Source organism: Staphylococcus delphini, assembly GCF_900636325.1.
Taxonomy (GTDB): Bacteria; Bacillota; Bacilli; order Staphylococcales; family Staphylococcaceae; genus Staphylococcus; species Staphylococcus delphini.
In genome coordinates this window covers 2,322,984-2,344,403 of the sequence record NZ_LR134263.1, presented here as the reverse complement: position 1 = coordinate 2,344,403, position 21,420 = coordinate 2,322,984, and the positions used below count along the sequence as shown (strand labels likewise).

At 40.4% G+C, this 21,420-nt stretch carries 23 protein-coding genes; 16 read left to right on the top strand and 7 right to left on the bottom strand.

What is annotated here, in order from left to right:
* The first annotated feature begins 151 nt into the window (after window positions 1–151).
* The 4 genes from norA to EL101_RS10985 all read left to right on the top strand — a co-directional run bounded on the left by norA (window position 152) and on the right by EL101_RS10985 (window position 4,611).
* Window positions 152–1,318 (top strand): multidrug efflux MFS transporter NorA, encoded by a 1,167-nt coding sequence (gene norA / locus EL101_RS11000; RefSeq protein ID WP_096596636.1) that lies wholly within the window; start codon window positions 152–154, stop codon window positions 1,316–1,318.
* A gap of 137 nt (window positions 1,319–1,455) precedes the next feature.
* A complete protein-coding gene (locus EL101_RS10995; protein ID WP_096596637.1) occupies window positions 1,456–3,780 on the top strand; it encodes a CDP-glycerol glycerophosphotransferase family protein in 2,325 nt (774 codons plus the stop codon).
* A gap of 22 nt (window positions 3,781–3,802) precedes the next feature.
* Window positions 3,803–4,282, top strand: a complete 480-nt coding sequence (gene ybaK / locus EL101_RS10990; RefSeq protein WP_096540155.1) for a Cys-tRNA(Pro) deacylase — start codon at window positions 3,803–3,805, stop codon at window positions 4,280–4,282.
* A 152-nt stretch (window positions 4,283–4,434) separates the two neighbouring features.
* Window positions 4,435–4,611, top strand: a complete 177-nt coding sequence (locus EL101_RS10985) for a VraH family peptide resistance protein (protein ID WP_142302264.1) — start codon at window positions 4,435–4,437, stop codon at window positions 4,609–4,611.
* Between the two features lie 45 nt (window positions 4,612–4,656).
* On the opposite strand, the gene EL101_RS10980 is transcribed toward EL101_RS10985, so the two are convergent.
* A complete protein-coding gene (locus tag EL101_RS10980; protein WP_096596638.1) occupies window positions 4,657–4,860 on the bottom strand; it encodes a hypothetical protein in 204 nt (67 codons plus the stop codon).
* A 111-nt stretch (window positions 4,861–4,971) separates the two neighbouring features.
* Window positions 4,972–5,190: a DUF6007 family protein gene (locus EL101_RS10975; RefSeq protein ID WP_373364900.1), complete on the bottom strand. Its 219-nt coding sequence runs from the start codon at window positions 5,188–5,190 to the stop codon at window positions 4,972–4,974.
* 254 nt (window positions 5,191–5,444) lie between these two features.
* On the opposite strand from EL101_RS10975, the gene EL101_RS10970 reads away from it, so the two are divergent.
* From EL101_RS10970 to EL101_RS10945, 5 genes are all read left to right on the top strand, one after another.
* Window positions 5,445–6,197: a DeoR/GlpR family DNA-binding transcription regulator gene (locus tag EL101_RS10970; RefSeq protein WP_096596640.1), complete on the top strand. Its 753-nt coding sequence runs from the start codon at window positions 5,445–5,447 to the stop codon at window positions 6,195–6,197.
* Window positions 6,197–7,120: a 1-phosphofructokinase gene (pfkB, locus tag EL101_RS10965; protein WP_096596641.1), complete on the top strand. Its 924-nt coding sequence runs from the start codon at window positions 6,197–6,199 to the stop codon at window positions 7,118–7,120. Before EL101_RS10970 ends, pfkB begins: the two co-directional genes overlap by 1 nt.
* A gap of 1 nt (window position 7,121) precedes the next feature.
* Complete coding sequence (locus EL101_RS10960) at window positions 7,122–9,020, top strand: PTS fructose transporter subunit IIABC (RefSeq protein ID WP_096596642.1); 1,899 nt, start codon at window positions 7,122–7,124, stop codon at window positions 9,018–9,020.
* 1,080 nt (window positions 9,021–10,100) lie between these two features.
* Entirely contained in the window at window positions 10,101–11,456 is a 1,356-nt protein-coding gene (locus EL101_RS10950) for a hemolysin family protein (RefSeq protein WP_096596643.1), read from the top strand.
* 224 nt (window positions 11,457–11,680) lie between these two features.
* Window positions 11,681–12,646 carry a glycosyltransferase family 2 protein gene (locus tag EL101_RS10945; protein WP_096596644.1) on the top strand — a complete coding sequence of 322 codons (966 nt, stop codon included), beginning with the start codon at window positions 11,681–11,683 and terminating at the stop codon, window positions 12,644–12,646.
* A gap of 1,194 nt (window positions 12,647–13,840) precedes the next feature.
* Here EL101_RS10945 and EL101_RS10940 read toward each other — a convergent pair.
* From EL101_RS10940 to queC, 5 genes are all read right to left on the bottom strand, one after another.
* Entirely contained in the window at window positions 13,841–14,095 is a 255-nt protein-coding gene (locus EL101_RS10940) for a GlsB/YeaQ/YmgE family stress response membrane protein (RefSeq protein ID WP_014614552.1), read from the bottom strand.
* 69 nt (window positions 14,096–14,164) lie between these two features.
* Complete coding sequence (locus EL101_RS10935; protein WP_096596645.1) at window positions 14,165–14,764, bottom strand: hypothetical protein; 600 nt, start codon at window positions 14,762–14,764, stop codon at window positions 14,165–14,167.
* Between the two features lie 146 nt (window positions 14,765–14,910).
* Complete coding sequence (gene queE / locus EL101_RS10930) at window positions 14,911–15,624, bottom strand: 7-carboxy-7-deazaguanine synthase QueE (RefSeq protein WP_096596646.1); 714 nt, start codon at window positions 15,622–15,624, stop codon at window positions 14,911–14,913.
* A complete protein-coding gene (gene queD, locus EL101_RS10925; RefSeq protein ID WP_019166156.1) occupies window positions 15,617–16,048 on the bottom strand; it encodes a 6-carboxytetrahydropterin synthase QueD in 432 nt (143 codons plus the stop codon). The genes queE and queD overlap by 8 nt, the downstream gene beginning before the upstream one ends.
* Complete coding sequence (gene queC, locus EL101_RS10920; RefSeq protein ID WP_096596647.1) at window positions 16,048–16,716, bottom strand: 7-cyano-7-deazaguanine synthase QueC; 669 nt, start codon at window positions 16,714–16,716, stop codon at window positions 16,048–16,050. The genes queD and queC overlap by 1 nt, the downstream gene beginning before the upstream one ends.
* Window positions 16,717–16,976: 260 nt before the next feature.
* Between queC and EL101_RS10915 the strand changes: the two genes are divergently transcribed.
* The 7 genes from EL101_RS10915 to EL101_RS10890 are packed head-to-tail and all read left to right on the top strand — an operon-like array spanning window position 16,977 to window position 21,225.
* Window positions 16,977–17,570, top strand: coding sequence for an anthranilate synthase component II (locus EL101_RS10915; protein ID WP_096596648.1), 594 nt, complete (start codon window positions 16,977–16,979; stop codon window positions 17,568–17,570).
* Window positions 17,554–18,702 (top strand): chorismate-binding protein, encoded by a 1,149-nt coding sequence (locus EL101_RS10910; RefSeq protein WP_096596649.1) that lies wholly within the window; start codon window positions 17,554–17,556, stop codon window positions 18,700–18,702. The genes EL101_RS10915 and EL101_RS10910 overlap by 17 nt, the downstream gene beginning before the upstream one ends.
* Window positions 18,699–18,941, top strand: coding sequence for an aminotransferase class IV (locus tag EL101_RS13590; RefSeq protein ID WP_241971466.1), 243 nt, complete (start codon window positions 18,699–18,701; stop codon window positions 18,939–18,941). Before EL101_RS10910 ends, EL101_RS13590 begins: the two co-directional genes overlap by 4 nt.
* Window positions 18,938–19,312 (top strand): aminotransferase class IV, encoded by a 375-nt coding sequence (locus EL101_RS13585; RefSeq protein ID WP_241971465.1) that lies wholly within the window; start codon window positions 18,938–18,940, stop codon window positions 19,310–19,312. Before EL101_RS13590 ends, EL101_RS13585 begins: the two co-directional genes overlap by 4 nt.
* 8 nt (window positions 19,313–19,320) lie before the next feature.
* Entirely contained in the window at window positions 19,321–19,530 is a 210-nt protein-coding gene (locus EL101_RS10900; protein ID WP_019166151.1) for a hypothetical protein, read from the top strand.
* Window positions 19,531–19,540: 10 nt separating this feature from the next.
* Window positions 19,541–20,224, top strand: a complete 684-nt coding sequence (locus EL101_RS10895; RefSeq protein ID WP_096596651.1) for a 5-oxoprolinase subunit B family protein — start codon at window positions 19,541–19,543, stop codon at window positions 20,222–20,224.
* Complete coding sequence (locus EL101_RS10890) at window positions 20,221–21,225, top strand: 5-oxoprolinase subunit C family protein (protein ID WP_096540120.1); 1,005 nt, start codon at window positions 20,221–20,223, stop codon at window positions 21,223–21,225. The genes EL101_RS10895 and EL101_RS10890 overlap by 4 nt, the downstream gene beginning before the upstream one ends.
* The last annotated feature ends 195 nt before the right edge of the window (window positions 21,226–21,420 follow it).

The following is a 21,420-nucleotide window of genomic DNA, read 5'->3' as shown; positions in this document are numbered from 1 at the left end:
ATGATAAAATGAGTTTGTGTTAATCGTATACAAAAAGTTTGATGTTCTTTATTTCAAAATCTTTTAATTTTAGTGTTTCAAAACTTTCTTTTGTAAAATAAATGTTATATAATGTTGTAATATTTTGAATGAAGCGGAAGGAGTGGCGCATTTGAAAAAACAATTCATCATCTTATATTTGAATATTTTCTTAGTCTTTTTAGGAATCGGGCTCATTATTCCTGTGCTACCGGTCTATTTAAAAGATTTAGGGCTTACCGGGGCAGATCTAGGTGTACTCGTTGCAGTATTTGCGCTCGCTCAAATGTTGATTTCACCTTTTGGCGGGACTTTGGCAGACCGATTAGGCAAAAAACTCATTATTTGTATTGGCTTAGTTTTATTTAGTATTTCGGAGTTTTTATTTGCATGGAGCCACACTTTTTCGTTACTTATCGTGTCACGTGTACTCGGCGGTTTTAGTGCTGGGATGGTCATGCCAGGGGTGACAGGTTTGATTGCGGATCTCTCTCCACCAAAAGATAAAGCGCGCAATTTTGGTTACATGTCAGCCATCATTTCAGCGGGCTTTATTTTAGGGCCAGGGATAGGTGGTTTCTTGGCAGAGATTTCACATCGTTTGCCCTTTGTTTTTGCTGGTGTGCTCGGCGTTTTGGCCTTTATTTGTACTTTGATCTTCATCCAGTCACCGAAACGTGCAACGACGCAAGGGTTTGCACAGTTTGATAGTGCGGAATTTGGCAAAATTAATTATAAAGCCTTTATTACGCCTGCCATTTTAACGTTAATTTTAGCGTTTGGCTTATCTGCATTTGAGACGTTATTTCCATTGTATACGGCGGACAAAATGGATTTTACACCAGGTGACATTTCAATTGCGATTACAGGTGGCGGTATTTTTGGTGCCATCTTCCAAGTGTTCTTATTTGATAAAATGATCCGTCGCATGAGTGAGCTCGTATTTATTATTTATGCTTTAATCTATTCGGCGTTTGTCCTTATGCTCCTTATTTTTGCACATAGTTATTGGCACGTGATGTTGATCTGTTTCATCGTGTTTATCGGCTTTGACTTAATTCGACCTGCATTAACGAATTATTTCTCAAATATTGCAGGGAATCGTCAAGGCTTTGCGGGTGGACTTAATTCAACATTTACGAGTATGGGGAATTTCATTGGACCGCTCATTGCCGGTGGTTTATATGATGTCAATATTGAATATCCATTATACATGTCGATTATTTTCATGCTCCTCGGTTGTATTGTAATTTTGATTGAAAAACAGTTGCGACGTCATCAAAATTTGAAACAGTCTTAGAGATGTGAATTAAAAATAATTTGAAACAGCAGATATCTCATTTGGCACGTCATGACGACATTGGTGTCATGCGATAATCTGCTATTTTCATGTTATAATGTGGGAAATTGAATTGAAGAAGTAGGAGCGAATACGTGATGCACATTAAAATATTAGGCTATAACATTTTTCAAAAAGGTGGCACAACGCGAAGTAACCTCAATTTAATCCAAAGTTTCCTGCGTGCAGGTCATCAAGTGACATATGTCAATTACATGCACTTTCGTCAACGTCAAGTCACTCAATTGAAAGCTGAAGAAGGGCAAGCGATTGAAGGCGCGCAGTTTATCGCATTTCGCGGGGTACAGACGTTAGCTCAGGCAGACTTATTGATTTTAACACGTGAGGACTTTTTCAAATTTGCGCGAGAAGTGAAACATCGTACGCCGGAAATGCGCATTTTAGGTGAAATTCACAGTCCGTTGGCGTATCTAAACCCACAAATGGATCTGGCATTAGAAGCGATTGATGCGGTGCGTGTGAGTACGCCAAAAATTGCAGAAGCATTTCAAGAGCGCTATGACTATCCGTATGTCTTTCCGATGTATGTGAACCATCAGCACGTGCAATTTCAAGCGCAACCCGTCCATCAAACGCACAATTTATTAATGAAAGCCCGCTTTGAAGATGAAATTAAAGACATTTCGTATGTGTTAAAGTTGATGCGCTATTTCGTGCATACACAAGGTGAAACGCGCATTCATCTTTATTTACAAGGATATGGCCCCTCACTGGAACTGTACGAAAATCTCGTCGTTGCGTATCATTTAGAAGATTATGTCCATATTAACGGACCAGAGCCGACAGATTATATTTACGTGTCCACATCGCCATATGAAACGTTCGGTTATTCGATATTAGAAGCAATGGCACAAGGCAATCGTGTGTGTCTTTATCCGGGTGAAGATGGTGTGTTGAAAGATATTTATGCGCCGTTTCATGCAGTCACTTGGCTCACAAAATCATTAGAAAGTGATGCTGCAAAAATTGTAGAGATGGTGAATGGCACGTATACAGATGCGGAACGTGAAGCGGATGTCGAGACTTTCCATACACAACTTGCGCAAGGGCACGATACAGAGGCATTGATTGCTCAAACGAAAGCTATGGCAGCAACGCATACGATTGATGTGGCGCAAATTGCCAAACCGAAAATGAAAGCAAGTTATCAATATGTCCAAAATACGGCGAAACGTGTCGCAGTAAAAGTGAAAGAGACAGCAGAACAAGCACCGAAAAGTCCGTTTCGTAAAGGGTCACGTTTGTATCAACTGACGCGTAAAGGGCTCTTTAACGTTGAAGCACAAGTGAAAAAGTTTCAAAATCAACGCCGTCACGTGTCTGATCAAGCGGTGTTTATCGAATCATTTCATGGTAAAAACTTTTCAGGTGATCCGAAAGCCATTGCATGTGCGATGCAGCGACTATATCCGGAACTTACGATTTATGTGAGTGCAGCGGATCCATTAGTGGAAATGGAAATTCGTAGCTATGATATGACACCTGTACGCTTTGGCACACGTGCTTACATGCGTGCTTTTGAACGATGTCGTTATGCGGTCATTAACGGAAATTTGTGGGATAGACTGGTGAAACACCCTGACCAACAAGTGATTCAAACGTGGCATGGTTTTCCGCTTAAACGGATGGTGAATGACCTAGTAGATGCTGTTGAACGTCAAAAACAAGCCCAACAATTTGCGCCACGCATGCAGAAGTGGGATGTCTTGTTATCCACTTCAGAACGTTACGAAACGTATATTCGATCGGCATTTCGACTTGATACGCATCCGAATTTAACGATTTTACGTGACGGTGCACCACGGAACAGTTTGTTAATCCGCCATCAAAACGATGAAGCGAAATGGTTGGAAATTCAAGAAAAGTATTTCTTCCAAAGAGATGCGTCTAAAAAGTACATTTTATTCTGTCCAACTTGGCGTAAAAATGCCCGAGAATCAGTGTCAGAATTAGATATTGTCGCATTGTTGGAACGTCTCCCGTCTTCTTATGAAATGATTGTGAAATTGCATCCGAATGAAGGACATTTGCGTGAACGTTATCAGAATTTACATCCGCGCGTCCATTGCTTTTTTAATGAAATGGTTGACATTCAAGAGTTATATTTAATATCAGAAATACTGATTTCAGATTATTCGTCAGCAATGTTTGATTATGCGCATTTAAATCGTCCTATTTTAATTCTTGATGAAGATACCGTAGATTATCAACAGGATGTCGGCTTTTACTTTGATATGACGGAGTTTCCAAGTATTCAAAAAGTCGCACCAGATGTTGAAACAATTCAGCAATACATTGAAACAACACCATCTGTTGATCATCAAAAGGTCATTGCACAATTCATGACGTATGACCAAAGTGATTCAGATGAACAAGTTGTGCGGTCGATATTTGCGCGATAAATGATAGAAAGAAGGTAGACTCATGGCGAAACAAAAGAAAACGAATGCGATGCGTCAATTGGATAGAGCGAAAGTAGACTATGAGATTCGAACGTTTGAAGTCGGCGAAGGTCATCTTGAAGGTCATGAAGTTGCAGCGCTAATTAACGCAAACAGTGCAGAAGTATACAAAACGCTCGTTCTTGAAAATGCGAACCATGAACATTTTGTTTTCGTTATTCCGGTGACAGCACATTTAGATATGAAAGCAGCAGCGGCAGCGGTAAACGAAAAGAAATTGCACTTGATGCCACTCGACGATTTGAAAAAAGTGACAGGCTATGTACGTGGAGGTTGCTCGCCGATTGGAATGAAGACCCATTTTCCAACAGTCATTAATGGTACGATAGAGCTGCTCGACAGGGTCTTTGTGAGTGCGGGACAACGCGGCGTACAAATGGGCTTAGCGCCGCATGATTTAATTGAGATGAGTCATGCTGAAGTGAAGCAGGTCATTCAGTAATTTGGAATAGGCGTGATACTTTGGAACATCTGCCATATACAACAAATGTCTGACATTGATATAGGCCCCGGGACTCATGTATACAATGCGATTCGTGAGATATTATAAGGATGTAGCGAAGTTAAAAAATTCTAAATATCGAGTTGTAAGTGATGAAAGTCAGAGATTATTTTGACCGTATTAAAGAAAATTTGTTAGATATGAAGGTCGGTTCTAAAAGTTTTGTGATTATGATTGTGTCAATGGTGTTGTTAAGTATGATTTTCACACCATTTATCGGTATTCCAGCTGGTGCAGTCATTGGTTCTTACGCGTACGAACGTTATTAAAATCATAGCATATAAACAAGAAGCGTGATGCGACGAAAAAGTCGGTCACGCTTCTTGTTTAAGCTTGTATATGATGTAAATGTCAATGATAATAAATGTCCAGAAAATGAGTAAGCTAACAACACTTAATATGAGTGCAATATTCGATTCTTTCGTCATAATATTATAAATGTCTAGTACGACAAAACCTATAAAAATCACTAGAGAAATGACTAGCGATGTCAGCCGTGCTTTTTTACTTTTTAGCATCACCACGTCCTCCTTCAATCTCCTATTTATCTATGATTACTTTAACAAAAGATTGAAACCATTTCGATGGAATCACGTGGTCATGATGATAATACTCGCCATCTTAATTTTTCAATGACGTTTGCTTTTGAACTGCGCCTTAATCGTATGGAAAAGATACGCAGCACCTAGCGCACAGAGTATGACAATGATGATATTGACGATCCATTGCCACCCATGTTCTGATGGTAGATAAGAAAAGAGTACAAAGAAAGGAACAACAAAAATCAAATCCAAAATGCCGATACCATTCAATGCTTCATCGAGGTTATCCGTTTTCAAATCTGTCACGCTCCTTTTTGAATTGTTCATTGATTAGATGTAATCCCTTTAACCCTATCATAGCACGACGACATAACGATTCATATTGATTGTCATGGCTGAATGAAGAGCAAAGTGAAAAATTCCAATGCTCTTTTTGACTGAATGTGACTGATTTTTGTCATTCCTCACCTATATATGACTGATTTTGAAAAATTATGAACGAAAATGGTTGATTAATGAAAACGGATACACTATAATGTAACTAAATTGAGGTGATAAAGTTGTTAACGGAAAAAAGGCATGAACTTATACTCACTGCATTGGAACAACATCAATTCCTATCATTACAACATTTAATGGAATATACGGGCTCAAGTGCTTCCACAATTCGACGTGACTTATCGAAACTCCAAGACGATGGCAAGTTGACGCGTGTGCACGGGGGCGCAAAGTTAATTAGCGAACAAAAGGAACCTGAACTTCATGAGAAACGTACACAGCATATTGAAGAAAAGGTGGAAATTGCGAAAAGAGCGGCACAGCTAGTGAATGATGGTGATTGTTTGTATTTAGATGCCGGTTCTACAACTTTAGAAATGATTCCTTTTTTAACGGCGAAAGACATTACGGTGATTACGAATGGGTTAACACACGTTGAAGAGTTATTGAAAAAAGGGATCGCGACTAAAATTATCGGTGGCGATGTGAAGGCGAACACTTTGGCGGTAGTCGGTAGTCGTGCAGTCTCGTTCTTACAACATTATCGCTTTAATAAAGTATTTCTAGGTGTGAATGGTATCGACTGTGAAGCAGGGCTCACGACACCGGATGAACGTGAGGCGATCGTGAAAGAGACAGCCATGCAACACGCGCAACAAGTGTATATACTTGCGGATGCATCAAAGTTCAATCAGCAATACTTAGCGGCGATTCACGCGACAGAGCAACCGATTTTAATTACTTCAGAAAAAGCACGTCATATGCGTCATTTTGATATTTATGACAATCATTTTGAAATATTAGGAGGCAAATGATGATTTATACAGTGACATTCAATCCATCTATTGATTATGTCATGTTTGTAGATGATTTTGCTGCGGGTGCGTTGAATCGTACGACGGCCACCGCGAAATTTGCGGGTGGTAAAGGGATCAACGTTTCTCGTGTCTTACAAACATTACAAGTCCCTTCAACAGCTTTAGGGTTTATCGGTGGCTTTCCAGGTCATTTTATCGAAAACACTTTAAAAGCAGAAGGAATTCATACGGCATTTACACAAGTTGATGAAGATACGCGCATCAATGTGAAGTTGAAGAGTCAAACTGAAACAGAAATTAACGCAGCAGGCCCACATATTACTGAGGCCCAAGTGGCGACGTTATTCGAACAACTTCAAGCGACGACTTCAGATGATATTGTCGTTGTCGCCGGAAGTGTGCCTTCAAGTTTGCCGGATACGATTTATATCGATATTGCAAAAATCACACAACAAACAGGTGCAAAACTTGTCGTTGATGCTGAAAAGTCTTTAATCGAAGGGATTTTGCCGTATCAACCTTTATTTATTAAACCAAATCAACACGAACTTGAAGCAATGTTTAACACGAAGATAGAGACAGACCAAGACGTGTTAATGTATGCCCGCCGTTTAGTTGATAAAGGCGCACAATCCGTTATCGTATCACTTGGTGGTGCTGGTGCGATTTATGCGGATCGAGAAGTGGCTTACAAAATTCAAGCGCCACAAGGTCAAGTTGTCAATACAGTCGGCGCTGGTGATAGTACAGTAGCCGGAATGATTGCAGGGCTTTCACAAAACCTCGCGTTACCTGAAGCACTCACATTAGCCATTGCATCAGGTTCTGCGACAGCCTTTAACGATGATTTAGCACAATATGACACGATTCAAGAACTCCAAGCACATGTGACGATTCAACCACTTAATGAGGAGGGGTAACATGAGAATTACTGAGTTACTCACAAAAGAAACAATCGCAATGGACCTTTCAGCGACGACGAAAGAGGGTGCCATTGACGAGCTCGCACAACAATTAAATCAAGCAGGAAAATTAAATCACTTAGATGACTATATTGCAGCGATTCACAAACGCGAACAACAAAGTTCAACAGGTATCGGTGAAGGGATTGCGATTCCACATGCGAAAGTAGAAGCGGTTAAAACACCAGCGATCGCATTCGGTAAGTCTAAAGCAGGTGTTGACTACGACAGTTTAGACATGCAACCGGCACATTTATTCTTTATGATTGCTGCACCAGCGACAGGCGCGCAAACACATTTAGATGCTTTAGCCAAATTATCGAGTGTTTTAATGGACGAAAGTGTACGTCAAGGTTTATTAGAAGCGGATTCACCTGAGGAAGTACTTGCAATTATTAATAAAGCAGATGATGAAGCAACAGATGAAGACACAGAAACAACGGCTGAACCTGCACCTGTAGACAATGATGAACCTTATATTCTTGCGGTGACAGCTTGCACAACAGGTATTGCACATACGTATATGGCACGTGATGCTTTGAAAAAACAAGCTGAAGAAATGGGTATTAACATTAAAGTCGAAACAAACGGCGCGAGTGGTATTAAAAACAGATTAACGCAAGAAGATATCGAACGTGCGACAGGTGTGATTGTTGCGGCGGACGTTCACGTTGAAACCAACCGTTTTAATGGTAAAAACGTGGTTCAAGTTCCTGTAGCTGATGGGATTAAACGCCCAGAATCATTAATTAACACAGCATTAGATACAACGCGTAAACCATTCGTAGCTGACAATCGTCAAAGCGCAAATGACGAAGATGAAAAATTAAGTGTCGGTAAAGCGATTTACAAACACTTGATGAATGGTGTGTCGAACATGTTGCCGCTTGTTATTGCGGGTGGTATTTTAATGGCGATTGTATTTATGATTGGACCAAATGCGATGGATCCGAAAAGTCCGGAATATAATGCGTTTGCTGAAACATTATGGAACATCGGGAATAAGAGTGCATTTGCGTTAATCATCCCAATTTTAGCGGGTTACATTGCACGTAGTATTGCTGACAAACCAGGTTTCGCAGCAGGTCTTGTAGGGGGTATGCTTGCAGTCTCTGGTGGCTCAGGATTTTTAGGTGGCATTATTGCTGGTTTCTTAGCCGGTTATTTAACACAAGGAATTAAGAAAGCAACGCAAAACTTCCCGCAAATGTTAGAAGGGCTTAAACCAACATTGATTTACCCAATCGTTTCTGTTACTGTCACAGGCTTATTGATGATTTACGTATTCAATACACCTGCTGCATGGTTAAACAATGCTTTAATTTCAGGATTGAACAACTTATCAGGTAGCAATGTGGTCATTCTCGGTATCGTACTCGGTGCAATGATGGCGATTGACATGGGTGGTCCATTCAACAAAGCCGCTTACGTGTTCAGTACTGCAGCGTTAACAGCAGGCAATACAGCACCGATTACAGCAGCAATGGTTGGCGGTATGGCACCCCCAATTGCACTTGCGATAGCGATGATGATTTTCCGTTCTAAATTTACTAAAGAACAACGCGGTTCAATCATTCCTAACTTTGTCATGGGGGCAAGCTTTATTACTGAAGGGGCTATTCCGTTTGCGGCGGCAGACCCATTACGTGTCATTCCGTCAATGATGATCGGTTCAGGTGTTGCTGGTGGACTTGCGTTACTATTCGGTTCAAATATTAACGCGCCACACGGTGGTTTAGTCGTGATTATTGGTACAGACCCAAGTCACGCATTACTCACACTGCTTGCCATTTTAATTGGTGCAGTTGTCGGTGCGGTGATTTACGGTATCATCAAACAATCACCCAATAAAGCATAGACATTTTTGAAGAGACATATGGAGCTGGGAAATTAAGTTTCCTCAGCTCCTTTACTATATTTTGTTGTGTATACCAAGGGATGGGGCTTGGAAAAATTAAGCCTCAAGCCATTCATAGATTTCTGATTCATTAATGACTTTAAAGTAGTTGAAAAATGAGTGTGAATGAGATATAAAAAATGATGCTATTGATTTTCTTCATTTCAAAAACTTGCCCTAAGTCATTACTTTTGATGTAAGAGTGCCCAGAAGGCTGAGACTCCTGAGGGGCGACGTGCATACTGCTAGCAGTCACTTCTTTACTTTAAAACTGACTACCGTTTAACGCAGTAGCTGTCTGGCTTCTCAATGCGCATGCTTTTGAGAAGTCTAGTCAGCCTTGCGGGGGCAGTACGACGAAATCTTTGTTACACATGAGATTTCTGTACTGCTCCCAAAATCCACAATGAATGGGTGCGCTGGGAATCAATAAACGGTGTTCCAAAAGCAGGATTTTCGACAGAACTCCCGCGATTTCGGCAAAATTTGGAAATCAATTTTGCTCATCGCTCGGTTCTGCTCAAATCCTAAGCGCTTTTGTCACAACCTCCCCTAGGAACGCGAAGCCATGAAGGCAATATAAAGCCACAAATCATAGGGAGGGCAAGTTTAACAAAAATATTGCATCAATAGCATCAAAAATTTTTATGTCCCATCCCCGTGTGTTTTTTTTTAGTGTTTGGGAAAAGTTTGAGGCTCAAGATGTCAGAAATCGTCTCTCAACTTCAAAATGCGTTCGATGTACTGTGTCGCCACACGTATTAACATAGGGTACGTAGCAATAAAGGGAGTCAATCAAAATAAAACAAGGATAAAACGTAATCTGAACAAAATGGGTCTCAAGTCTCACAGGTTCATAGTATAATTTCACTCAAAGATATGATATGATAAAATTAATATTTTTGTGTCTGGAGGTTGCTCAATGGGAAGGATTTAGGAAATGTGAATATGACTTGTCGCTATAGCCAAATCAATACAACATCGCTTTCTATTGGGCGATGTCAATTAACGGAGGTGAATCCCTATCTAATAGGGAACTAATTGGATAGTACGACCATATTATACTTATTTATATTTTTTGCATTAATTGCTTTAACTACAGTCTTTGTAGGTTCTGAATTTGCATTAGTAAAGGTGAGAGCTTCACGTGTGGAACAACTCATTGCTGAGGGAAATGGGAATGCACGTGTCGTGAAAAAAATGATTTCAAATTTAGATTATTATTTATCAGCCTGCCAACTCGGGATTACAGTGACTTCACTTGGATTAGGTTGGTTAGGTGAGCCTTTATTTGAACGAATTTTACACCCGGTCATCGAACTGTTGAACATCCCGGATGCGCTAGTGATGACGGTATCGATTGTAGTGGCTTTTACTGTCGTGACATACATTCATGTCGTGATTGGTGAATTGGCACCGAAAAGTTTAGCGATTCAATATACAGACCGTATCGCATTACTTTATGCAAGACCGCTGTACTATTTCGGATTGATTATGAAGCCGCTCATCTGGTTAATGAATGGTTCTGCGCGCTTTATCATTCGAATTTTTGGTGCAGATCCCCATGCAGGTAATGAAGCGATGTCAGAAGAAGAACTCAAAATCATTATGAATAACAGCTATCATGGTGGTGAAATTAACCAAACTGAGCTCGCATATATGCAAAATATTTTTTCATTTGACGAACGCCACGCGAAAGATATTATGGTGCCGCGTACGCAAATGATTACACTGAACGAACCTTTTAATGTTGATGAGTTGCTGGAGACGATTAAAGAACATCAATTTACACGTTATCCTATTACGGAAGACGGCGATAAAGACCACATTAAAGGTTTTATAAACGTGAAAGAATTTTTAACGGAATACGCGTCAGGTGTACCGATTAAAATTAGTAACTATATTCATGAATTGCCAATGATTTCAGAGACGACACGCATTAGTGATGCGCTTGTACGTATGCAACGCGAACATGTACACATCAGTTTAATTATTGATGAATACGGTGGTACAGCTGGGATTTTAACGATGGAAGATATTTTAGAGGAAATCGTCGGTGAAATTCGAGATGAGTTTGACGATGATGAAGTGAACGATATTGTGAAGTTAGACGAGCAAACATACCAAATTAATGGACGTGTCTTGCTCAGCGACTTAGAAGAAATGTTCGGCATTGTCTTTGAAGATTCAGAAGATATTGATACGATCGGGGGTTGGCTTCAAGCGCAAAACACCGATCTCGAACAAGACGATTTTGTCGATACGGTGCATGATCGTTGGGTGATTTCTGAAATTGAAAACCATCAAATTATTCATGTGTTATTGCGTTACGAATACAACGAAGCACGCATGAAAAATGAAGATGACGAGGATGATTATTTAAAAGATGAATCCTAAATGAGTCATTGCAAGTGTGTCAGAGCAATCGGAGACATGTGCACAAGTAACTGAACAACATTTTATGTAATTGTTTCTATGTAGAGCGGACATACGAAATCTAATGTGAACGTTAGAATTCTATGCCGCTTTTTTATTTTGAGAGTGAAAGTTATGTTTTTCATGCAAAGGGGCAGAAGCAAGGGATAGTAGATAGAAAAAAGCTAATGGAGTAGGTGCACAAAATGAAATTACGTGTGATTGTCCCGTGTTTTAACGAAACGGACGTCTTACATCAAACGATTCAAGAATTAACAGAAATACTAGAAAAAGATAGCGTCGACCAAACTTATGATTACGACATGTTGTTTGTTGATGATGGGAGTCAAGATGATACGATGACGCTTCTCCAACAGGCAGCCGCACAGTCACCCCATGTGAAGTTTATTTCATTTAGTCGAAATTTCGGGAAAGAGGCTGCGATGATTGCAGGGTTTGAACATAGTACGGATTGTGATGTGGTCGTGATGATTGACGCCGATTTACAACATCCGCCTGAGTTGATACCTGAAATGGTCCAAGCGTATCGTGAAGGCTATGATCAAACTATTGCCAAACGTAATCGGGCGGGTGAACATGTATCGCGCAAATGGGTAACCCGTTTATATTACAAAATGATCAATTATTTCATTGAGGATATAGAGTTAGAAGATGGTGTCGGTGATTTTAGAATGTTAAGTCAGCGTGCCGTCCGTTCGCTCGTCAGCTTGAAAGAGTACAACCGCTTCTCAAAAGGACTCTTTTCATGGATTGGTTACAACAGTAAGGTCATTCATTATGAAAATGTCGAGCGTGAAGCGGGTGAATCGAAATGGTCATTCGGAAGTTTGCTCAATTATGCGATAGATGGCTTAATTTCTTTTAATTACAAGCCACTCCGTACAATGATTTATTTAGGACTCCTCATTTTTGGTGTCAGTATGATTTATATTATTTATCTCTTTATTGATACACTCATTCACGGTGTTGACGTACCAGGTTACTTTACTATTATTGCTGCAGTGCTCTTTATTGGTGGGATTCAACTCGTTTCGATTGGTGTCATCGGTGAATATATTGGGCGTATTTATTATGAAGTGAAACAACGACCGAAGTATATTGTGGAAGCAGCGAATGTGGAAATGCCAGAATTTCATGAAGAAAAGAAGTAGGTTAGTGTCATTTGGCCCCTTTTTTCTTTTTTGAACATGTCACATGCATAGGATTGCCGTCTTTCCTTTTCAAACATTTCACATGCATAGGATTGCTTTAATGGGTTCGCTTTCCCAGGGGACTTGCCTCAACTAGCCAACGCTTGATTGAACTGTTACATGAATGAAGCGTTGGCGGATTTTCGGCTGCGTCTGATCCCTCGGGAGTCTCACCCATTTTTGCAATCTTGCATGGACAGAAGTAAGGAAAGGGGGCACTCCTATTCAATTAACTTAAATAACGGCATCAAAGATTTAATCGCTCTTCAATCTATTACCCTTTTTTACATTTTCCCTCGGGAGTCTCGTCCATCCGGCAATCTTGCATGGACAGAAGTAAGGGAAGAGGGCACTCCTATTCAATTAACTTAAATAACGGCATCAAAAATTTAATCGCTCTTCAATCTATTATCCTTTTTTACATTTTCCCTCGTAAGTCTCACCCATTTTTGCAATCTTGCATGGACAGAAGTAAGGAAAGAGGGCACTCCCTATTTCATCGATTCAGTTAGCTTCATCTAGACAGTTACTGCGTCAAACATTGGACATCATTAAGTTTAAGAGGTTAAAACATAAAAAATTTTTGGCCTTAATCCCTTCATAGATTTATGATGCATTAATCTTTTTAAAATAGTCGGAAAATGAGGGGGAATGGGATACAAAAAATTGTTGCGATTGTATGCTGGGTTGCATAAACTTGCACTCAGTTTTGCTGTATTTGATAAAAGGTTGCCCAGAAGGCTGAGACTCCTGAGGGATCAGCTGGTCCGGAAAATCCACCAACGCTTCAACAAATGTAATCGTAAAATCAAAGCGTTGGTTAGTTGGAGGATCAGCCCCTAGGAACGGGAAGCCTTCTGGGCAATCAAAAACTATAAATCATAGGGAGGGCAAGTTTAACAAAAAAGCATTAATGGCATCAAAATTTTCTATGGCTCACCCCCTCGGAAGTCTCATTCATAAAGGCAATTTTGTGTGTGCATTTAGGAGAAAGAGGACGAGTTTTCCCATCTAAGTCATCGTAGCGCAAGATATGTAAGACTAAAAATATTTAAAATAGAATACAAAAAAGGTGTAAGTCGGAAGTCAACCTTAAAGACTTCGCAACCTACACCTCAAGCTATTTTAAAATAAGCGCATTAAGAAAAACGCAACTTATTTTTTGCCTCGCATTTTACCTAAAATTAATGAAGCTAATGCGATTAAAATAATTGATCCGATTAATGCTGGTAAAATGTATACGCCACCGAATTCTGGTCCCCAATGGCCTAATAACCAGCTACCAATTGCAGAACCAACTAAACCTGCGATAATATTTCCAATAATACCACCTGGAATATCTTTACCTAAAATTGCACCAGCAGCCCAACCAATGAGACCGCCGACGATTAACATCACTATAAAACCCATAGTAAATGCCTCCTTTATTTTCTATACTATGTTAAGGCTCAATTAATACATACCACGTTCGATTTGTTTTTAATCATCTTTTTCTAAAATAAATATTTGTTCGAACAAAAAGATGAGGATAAGGCACGCATAAATGATGAGATATAAGTACCAAAAAGGCGTCAATAGCATCATCAGTATCATGGACGCAACAATAAAGCAGGCACCGATGAATAATGGGGTTTTCATTTTCAAACGGCGATAAAAAGTTTCAAACCGTGGTGAATGAAACACACTAGAAAATTGTAAAATGGCGCCGAATAAAAAGACAGCTGGTGCTAAGTACGGCACAGACATGTAAATCGTTTGATTTGCCGTTTGAGTCATCACAACGAATAAAATGCTAATCATCATAGCAATAATACCAGTGAAAAATTTTTGGTTTTGAATCTTAAATGTATGTACATGGCGATCTAAATACATTTGCAAGATGAACCAAGTCAAATACATTAAAAAGCTACTCATCGTAATAAAATTCAGCTGGTTTAATAAAATAGGGTTCAGTAAACTATTCACAGTTATCGCAAATAAGAAAGCACTTAAACGTACGTATTGGTATTGATGTCGATACATATCAATGAGAAATACGCCAACGACGATAATGATATTTAAGATGACAAATAAGGCCATTGTGTTCTCCTAACTTTTCGCAATTCATTACTCTATTATATCAATATCACTGTGGATAAGCATTTAATAACACTTTTAACGAAATAACATTTTGAGGCGATCGTGTTTAAACGATTGATTCGTGACTTTCTTAATGCGCGTGATAACTAAACGCCTTTTTGATTACTCCAAATTAATGTGTGCAATTGGGGTAAGACGAACACTTCATTCATCTCTGCATCCGTTGTCACACGGTCGATTAACTGTTCGTAACGCTCGAGTAGTTTCGCTGTATGTTGTTCGACATGATCTTCTAAATAAGGGTTACCCACTTGTAAGTAGAACGGAATGTCTGGATAACGTTGGTGAATCATTTTTGCAAAGTCATAATCTGCATCATCAAATACGACCACTTTTAAATTAATACGTGAGATATCTAATTGTTCAATGACTTCATCTAAACGTGGTAGATTTTGTTGCATACCAGAACTTGGTGGCTTAGGTGAAAGGGTCAGGTCATTGATTTGGCGCATCCAAGGCTTGAACTGTGATCCTTGTGTTTCAAGTGCTGTACGGATGTCATTGGCTTCACATAAATCTACAAATGATTGCAGCCCTTTAATTAAAGCAGGATTCCCACCAGAAATTGTGACGTGATTAAAACGATTGCCACCGATATTTCTCAGTTGTGCTAAAATTTCTTCTGCTTCCATCATTTCAATGTCATCTTTCATACTGCCATCCCAAGTGAACTTTGAATCGCACCAACTACAGCGAAAGTCACAGCCTGCAGTACGGACGAACATCGTTTTACGACCGATTACGCGGCCTTCACCTTGAATGGTAGGGCCGAAAATTTCGAGTACAGGTATTTTAGCCATGACGTTGCTCCTTATTTTTAGGGCGATAAACGACGTAACTTGTAGGTGTCTCACGTAAAAACACTTGTAAACATTTCGGCGCATTCGGCAATTCTGCTAACCGTGCGCTCACGATGTCATAAATCGTTTGTGCCACAATTTCAGTGGAAGGACTTTTACCTTGAAATGGTACGAGATCGTTTAGTAAATAATGATCGAATTGGTCATGAATTAAGCTTTTCAATTCACTAAAATTAATTAAAAAGCCCATGCTGTCCAGTTCATCTCCGCCAATCGTTAAATTGACAAAGTACGTATGACCGTGCACACGTGTACATTTTCCGGCACGTTCGTCAGGAATGAAATGTGCCGCTGAAAAGTTAAAGTCTTTATTCAGTTCAAACATATAATCATGGTCGACTTGAGGATACATTTGTTGCATCATTAGACTTCACGTCCTTTCTCAGCAAGATATTGTTCAAGACCGCGCTGGCGTAATTGACATGCCGGACATTCGCCACAGCCTTCTGCGATCATGCCGTTATAACACGTTAATGTCCGGTCGCGCACGTAATCGAGTACACCTGAGTCATCACTTAATGCCCAAGTTTCTTTTTTGTTGAGCCACATGAGCGGTGTATGTATCACAAAATCACGGTCCATCGCTAAATTCAATGTGACATTCATTGATTTAATAAAGCTGTCACGGCAATCAGGATACCCAGAAAAGTCTGTCTCACATACCCCTGTAATGAGATGTTTGGCACCGATTTGGTACGCTAATGCACCGGCAAATGAGAGGAAGAGTAAGTTTCGAGCAGGGACGAACGTATTCGGGACGTCATTATGGCTGTCTATCGTCATATCATGTGATGTGAGCGCATTCGGTGTGAGTTGGGAAAGCAATGCCATATCGAGTACGTGATGTTTGAGTCCTTGGTCTTCGGCGATTTCTTTTGCGACTTCGATTTCTTTCGCATGACGCTGACCATATTCAAATGTAACCAGTTCAACTTCTTTAAAATGTTTTTTAGCATAGAACAGACAAGTCGTACTATCTTGCCCGCCGCTAAATACAACAAGTGCTTTTTCGTTATTGAGCACTTCTGACATGATTGATCGCTCCTTTAATAGAGAAGCTCCTAAAATAAGGCATAAAAAAAGCCGTCACTATAAAAAATAGACGGTTACAAGTGTCTAGTTTTTTATAGAGGGTTGATAGCTAGGAACCTCTGCAATTCAATTCTGTTCCATACTGTAATACATTTAGTGTGATAAATCAAGTCGTGCTCTGCTCATTATCACTTCAACTTTGTCAATTAGGTCGACATTTGTGATAATAGAAGTATTAAAGAAAGAACGAGGCAAAAACTATGATAGTGATGATAGATAATAAAGATTCTTTTACGTATAATATTGTTGATTATGTCGAATATGAGCATCAACAACCTGTCACGGTAATCGATGTCGATGCCGTTTCTATTGCGACATTAAAAGAGATGCAACCGACAGCACTCATTATTTCGCCTGGACCTGGTGCGCCAGAAGATTATCCTATCCTATTTGAAGTCGTGAAAGCATTTGAACATACGACACCGATTTTAGGCGTTTGTTTAGGTTTTCAACTATTAGTGACGTATTATGGTGGTAAAATTATACACGCGCCACGACCTGTCCATGGGCATACGACGCGCATCAGCCATGACCAGTCACAGTTGTTTCAAGGGTTACCTGCGCAGTTTGAAGTGATGCGTTATCATTCGTTAATGGCCGATCCTATGACGATTGCGAAACCGCTCGTTGTGTCAGCACAAAATGAACAAGGCATCGTGATGGCGGTGCGTCACATGTCACGACCGATAGACGGGGTTCAATACCATCCCGAATCAATTTTGTCTGAATACGGTCACGAACAAATACGAAACTTTTTGAGAAAAGCGGAGGTCAGCCATGGTTGTGAAGTTTAATTATAAATATTATAACGATCCAAATACGACCACGACATATCAATATCATTTTGAAGAACCGCTCCATACAGGCGTTGCACGAGCATTGAAAGAAGTCGGTCAAATCATTGAAGCGGCGGCACAATATCAACAGCAAGGGTATTACGTCGCACTTTATTTGCCATACGAAGCGGCACCGTATTTTCATGAAGATTTTCAAACGTATACGCCGAACAATAGTATTTATGCAGCATATTATGTATTTGATACGCCTGTTGATGCGTTGCAAGCCGCTACAGCTGAACGCGTGAAACTCAGTCAAGGTGGGCGGTTTCAATTTATGGATGATAAACATACGATTACACAACATATCCGTACGATACATGACGAAATTACAGCAGGGTGGACGTATCAAGTGAATTATACGACGCGTCTCAAAAGTTTTGATCAGATGTCAATTTCTACGTTGTATGACCAGTTGACGCAACAAACGAATGGTGATTATACAGTGCTCATTGATACAGCAGAAGTGAAGGTTGCGTCTATTTCGCCGGAGCTCTTTTTCCAAGTAGGTGACTTTGGTGATCAAGGTCGGACAGTCGTGAGCAAACCGATGAAAGGGACGATGCCAAGAGGTGCGACAGTTGAAGAAGATGAACGTCACGCTCAAGCATTGCGCCAGTCTGAGAAAGATCGTGCGGAAAACGTCATGATTGTCGATTTATTGCGTAACGATATTGCACGTGTGGCCAAACGAGGCAGTGTTAAAGTGTATCATCCGTTTGCGATTGAACGTTATCAAACGGTTTTCCAAATGACGACGATGGTTGCGGGTCAGATTGCAGACACGACAACATATGAAACGTTATTGCGTGCACTTTTTCCGTGTGGTTCTATTACAGGTGCGCCAAAAGTGAATACAATGCGCATTATTCATCGTCTTGAAACGGCACCGCGTCACATTTATTGTGGGGCTATTGGTTTACTCCATCCGAATGGGCGCGCGATTTTTAATGTACCGATACGAACGGTCGAACAAATCAACGACACATTGTATTATGGTGTCGGGGCAGGGATTACGATAGATTCTGATCCGGATCAAGAATATGCAGAATTTCATGCGAAAACGAAAATATTAGAGGGATTGCGATGAATTTATTTGAAACGATGCGATTGGACCATGGTGAAATACCGCGACTGGCGTATCATGCAGAACGACTCCAGCGTTCAAGTACGGCGCTCGGGTTACCATTTGACGACTTAAAATGGCAACAAACCATTCAACAGTTATGCGAAACGTATGCGCGGGGACAGTATCGGGTCAAAGTCATACTTGAACCATCAGGGGAATTGCGTACAGAAGTGGGGACGCTCCAAAAACGACGACGATGACTGCCCAGTTTGTTCCTATGAAAAGCGATATCCCTGAATGGCAACGGATATATAAAACGTCTGAACGTGAACATGTTGCGCATTCGCATACGACCCAACTCGCTTTGTTTTACGATGAGACGACGGATAAAGTGCTCGAATTTGATATTGGGAATGTCGTGCTTACAGTAGATGGTACACATTATACACCGATTTACGACAACGATTTTTTACAAGGGTGTATGCGTCGCGATTTGTTAGCTAGCGCACGTATTAAGGAAAAGTATTTGACGATAGTGATGGTAAAGGAAGTATTGCAACACGGCGGACAATTGTGGATGATTAATAGTTTGCGTGAGTGGGTGCCCATTACGCTGAAATCCAAAAAGTAGGTGATTGTATGATCGGGCTCTATATTTTAGGTTTTCTCATTGTGATGTGGATCGGTCAAATCGTGTCACAACGGCTTGTTGCACGTCAGTATCGCTTATGGGTCTACTTATGGATGGTAGGTATCCTTATCATTCAGTGCATGCTCATCTATGGTTTTGTCGGTGAACTCGCACAACATACAAGTGAAATTTTAAGTTTATTTTATGATGATAAATAGAGGTGAAAAAATGAAAGTTTATAGTCAAGGAGATCAGGCGATTGTTGTCTCTTTACAAGGAGACGTGACACCTGCCGCTACTGAAAAGTTACTACTGATACGTCATTGCTTAATCAATCAAAACTATCCATTTATTACGGAAATTGTACCGACGGAAACGGATATGTTAATTTCTTATGATGCACGCATGATGATGAAACATTTGAATATTGATTCGCCATTTTTACATATGAAAGCGGTCATTGAAAATATTAATATAGAGGATATGACCTTAGACAAGGAAATTCATTGTGTGAAAGTCCCGATTGTCTATGGTGGCGAGAACGGACCGCACTTGGACATGATATTAAAAGAGTTGCATATGGATCGCCAAACATTTATTGATATACATACAGGTGCAGATTATTTCGTTTCGATGATGGGCTACTCACCAGGTTTTCCATATTTATCCGGTGTCGACGCGCAAATTATTGTCAATCATACCGCAACTGAACCACGATTGATTCCAGCAGGATCGGTCATTTTAGAAAACAATAAATGCGGCATTACAACGACCGAAACGTATAGCGACTGGCTCGTAATCGGTCATACGTCATTGCCATTATTCAACCCTAAAAAAGAGGATTTCGCGTTGATTTCATTAGGGGACCACGTGAAGTTTTTTGAAGTACAAGCAGGAGGGAACGACGCATGACAATCATCATAGAAGACAGCGGATTATTTTCAAGTTTTCAAGATTTTGGACGCGAAGGCTATGAACATATGGGGGTCATTCGCAGTGGCGCTTTAGATGTGTTGGCACACGAAATTGCGAACCGCTTAGTCGGCAATGACCGCAATGAAGCGACACTCGAAATGAGCAATCAAATGGCGCGTATTCGTTTTACAGAACCGACGTTAATCGCATTGTCGGGTGCACAAGGTGTCGCACATACAGATGACATGCGTGTACAAATGAATAAGTTGTATTTAATGAACAAAGGAGACGTGTTAGCTGTTGATCATCTACGCCGTGGTTCGCGTTTGTATTTAGCGGTTGCGGGTGGTTTTGAACTCGATCAATGGCTCGGTTCGACGTCGACAGATACGATTTCGGGCATGGGCGGATTTAAAGGACGTCGTTTACAAGCCGGTGATACGATTGAACTCAAACGCGATTATAATGCGCGTCATCATCAGTTGTTTAAAAACTTGGCACAGCGTAAGACGGTCGATTGGGGTGTGGATGGTTATGCCTTGTCTTTCAACTATTTATCAGATGTCGTGCATGTCATTCCGAATAAAGGGACAGAAGATTTTGAAGCGGAAGTGCTCCGTCAATTCACAAATGGTGAGTATCAAGTGACGAGTAAAGCGAATCGTATGGGCGTCGTTTTAGAAGGGACGCCGATTAAAGCGTATTATGATGACATGCCCCCGCATCAATCTGTGAAACGCGGGACAATTCAAGTAAAAAAAGAAGGCGCACCTGTCATTTTATTAAACGACCATTATACATTAGGCAGTTACCCACAAATAGGTACAATTGCCTCTTATCATTTGTCTAAAATTGCGCAAAAACGTCAAGGTTCGAAAATTAAGTTTCAATTTATTGACGTGTTGCAAGCAGAACAAAACTTAGTGAAATATCACAAATGGCGTAAACAACTGTTCCAAGGTATCGAGTTTAGAATGCAAAAAGAAATGCTGAAGTAGGTCTTTGAAATGTGTAAGGAATCATTGTTGAAACCATTCTATTAGTGTTTTTTTGCGAAAAGATGACGCAGCCGGTCGACACTCCCGAGGGAAAAGCCGAAGTCGAAAATCCGCTAACGCTACATTTTATCACTGTTCAATTGGGCGTTAGCTAGTTGAGACAAGTCCCTGGGAAAGGGAGACCGAGGCAAGTCC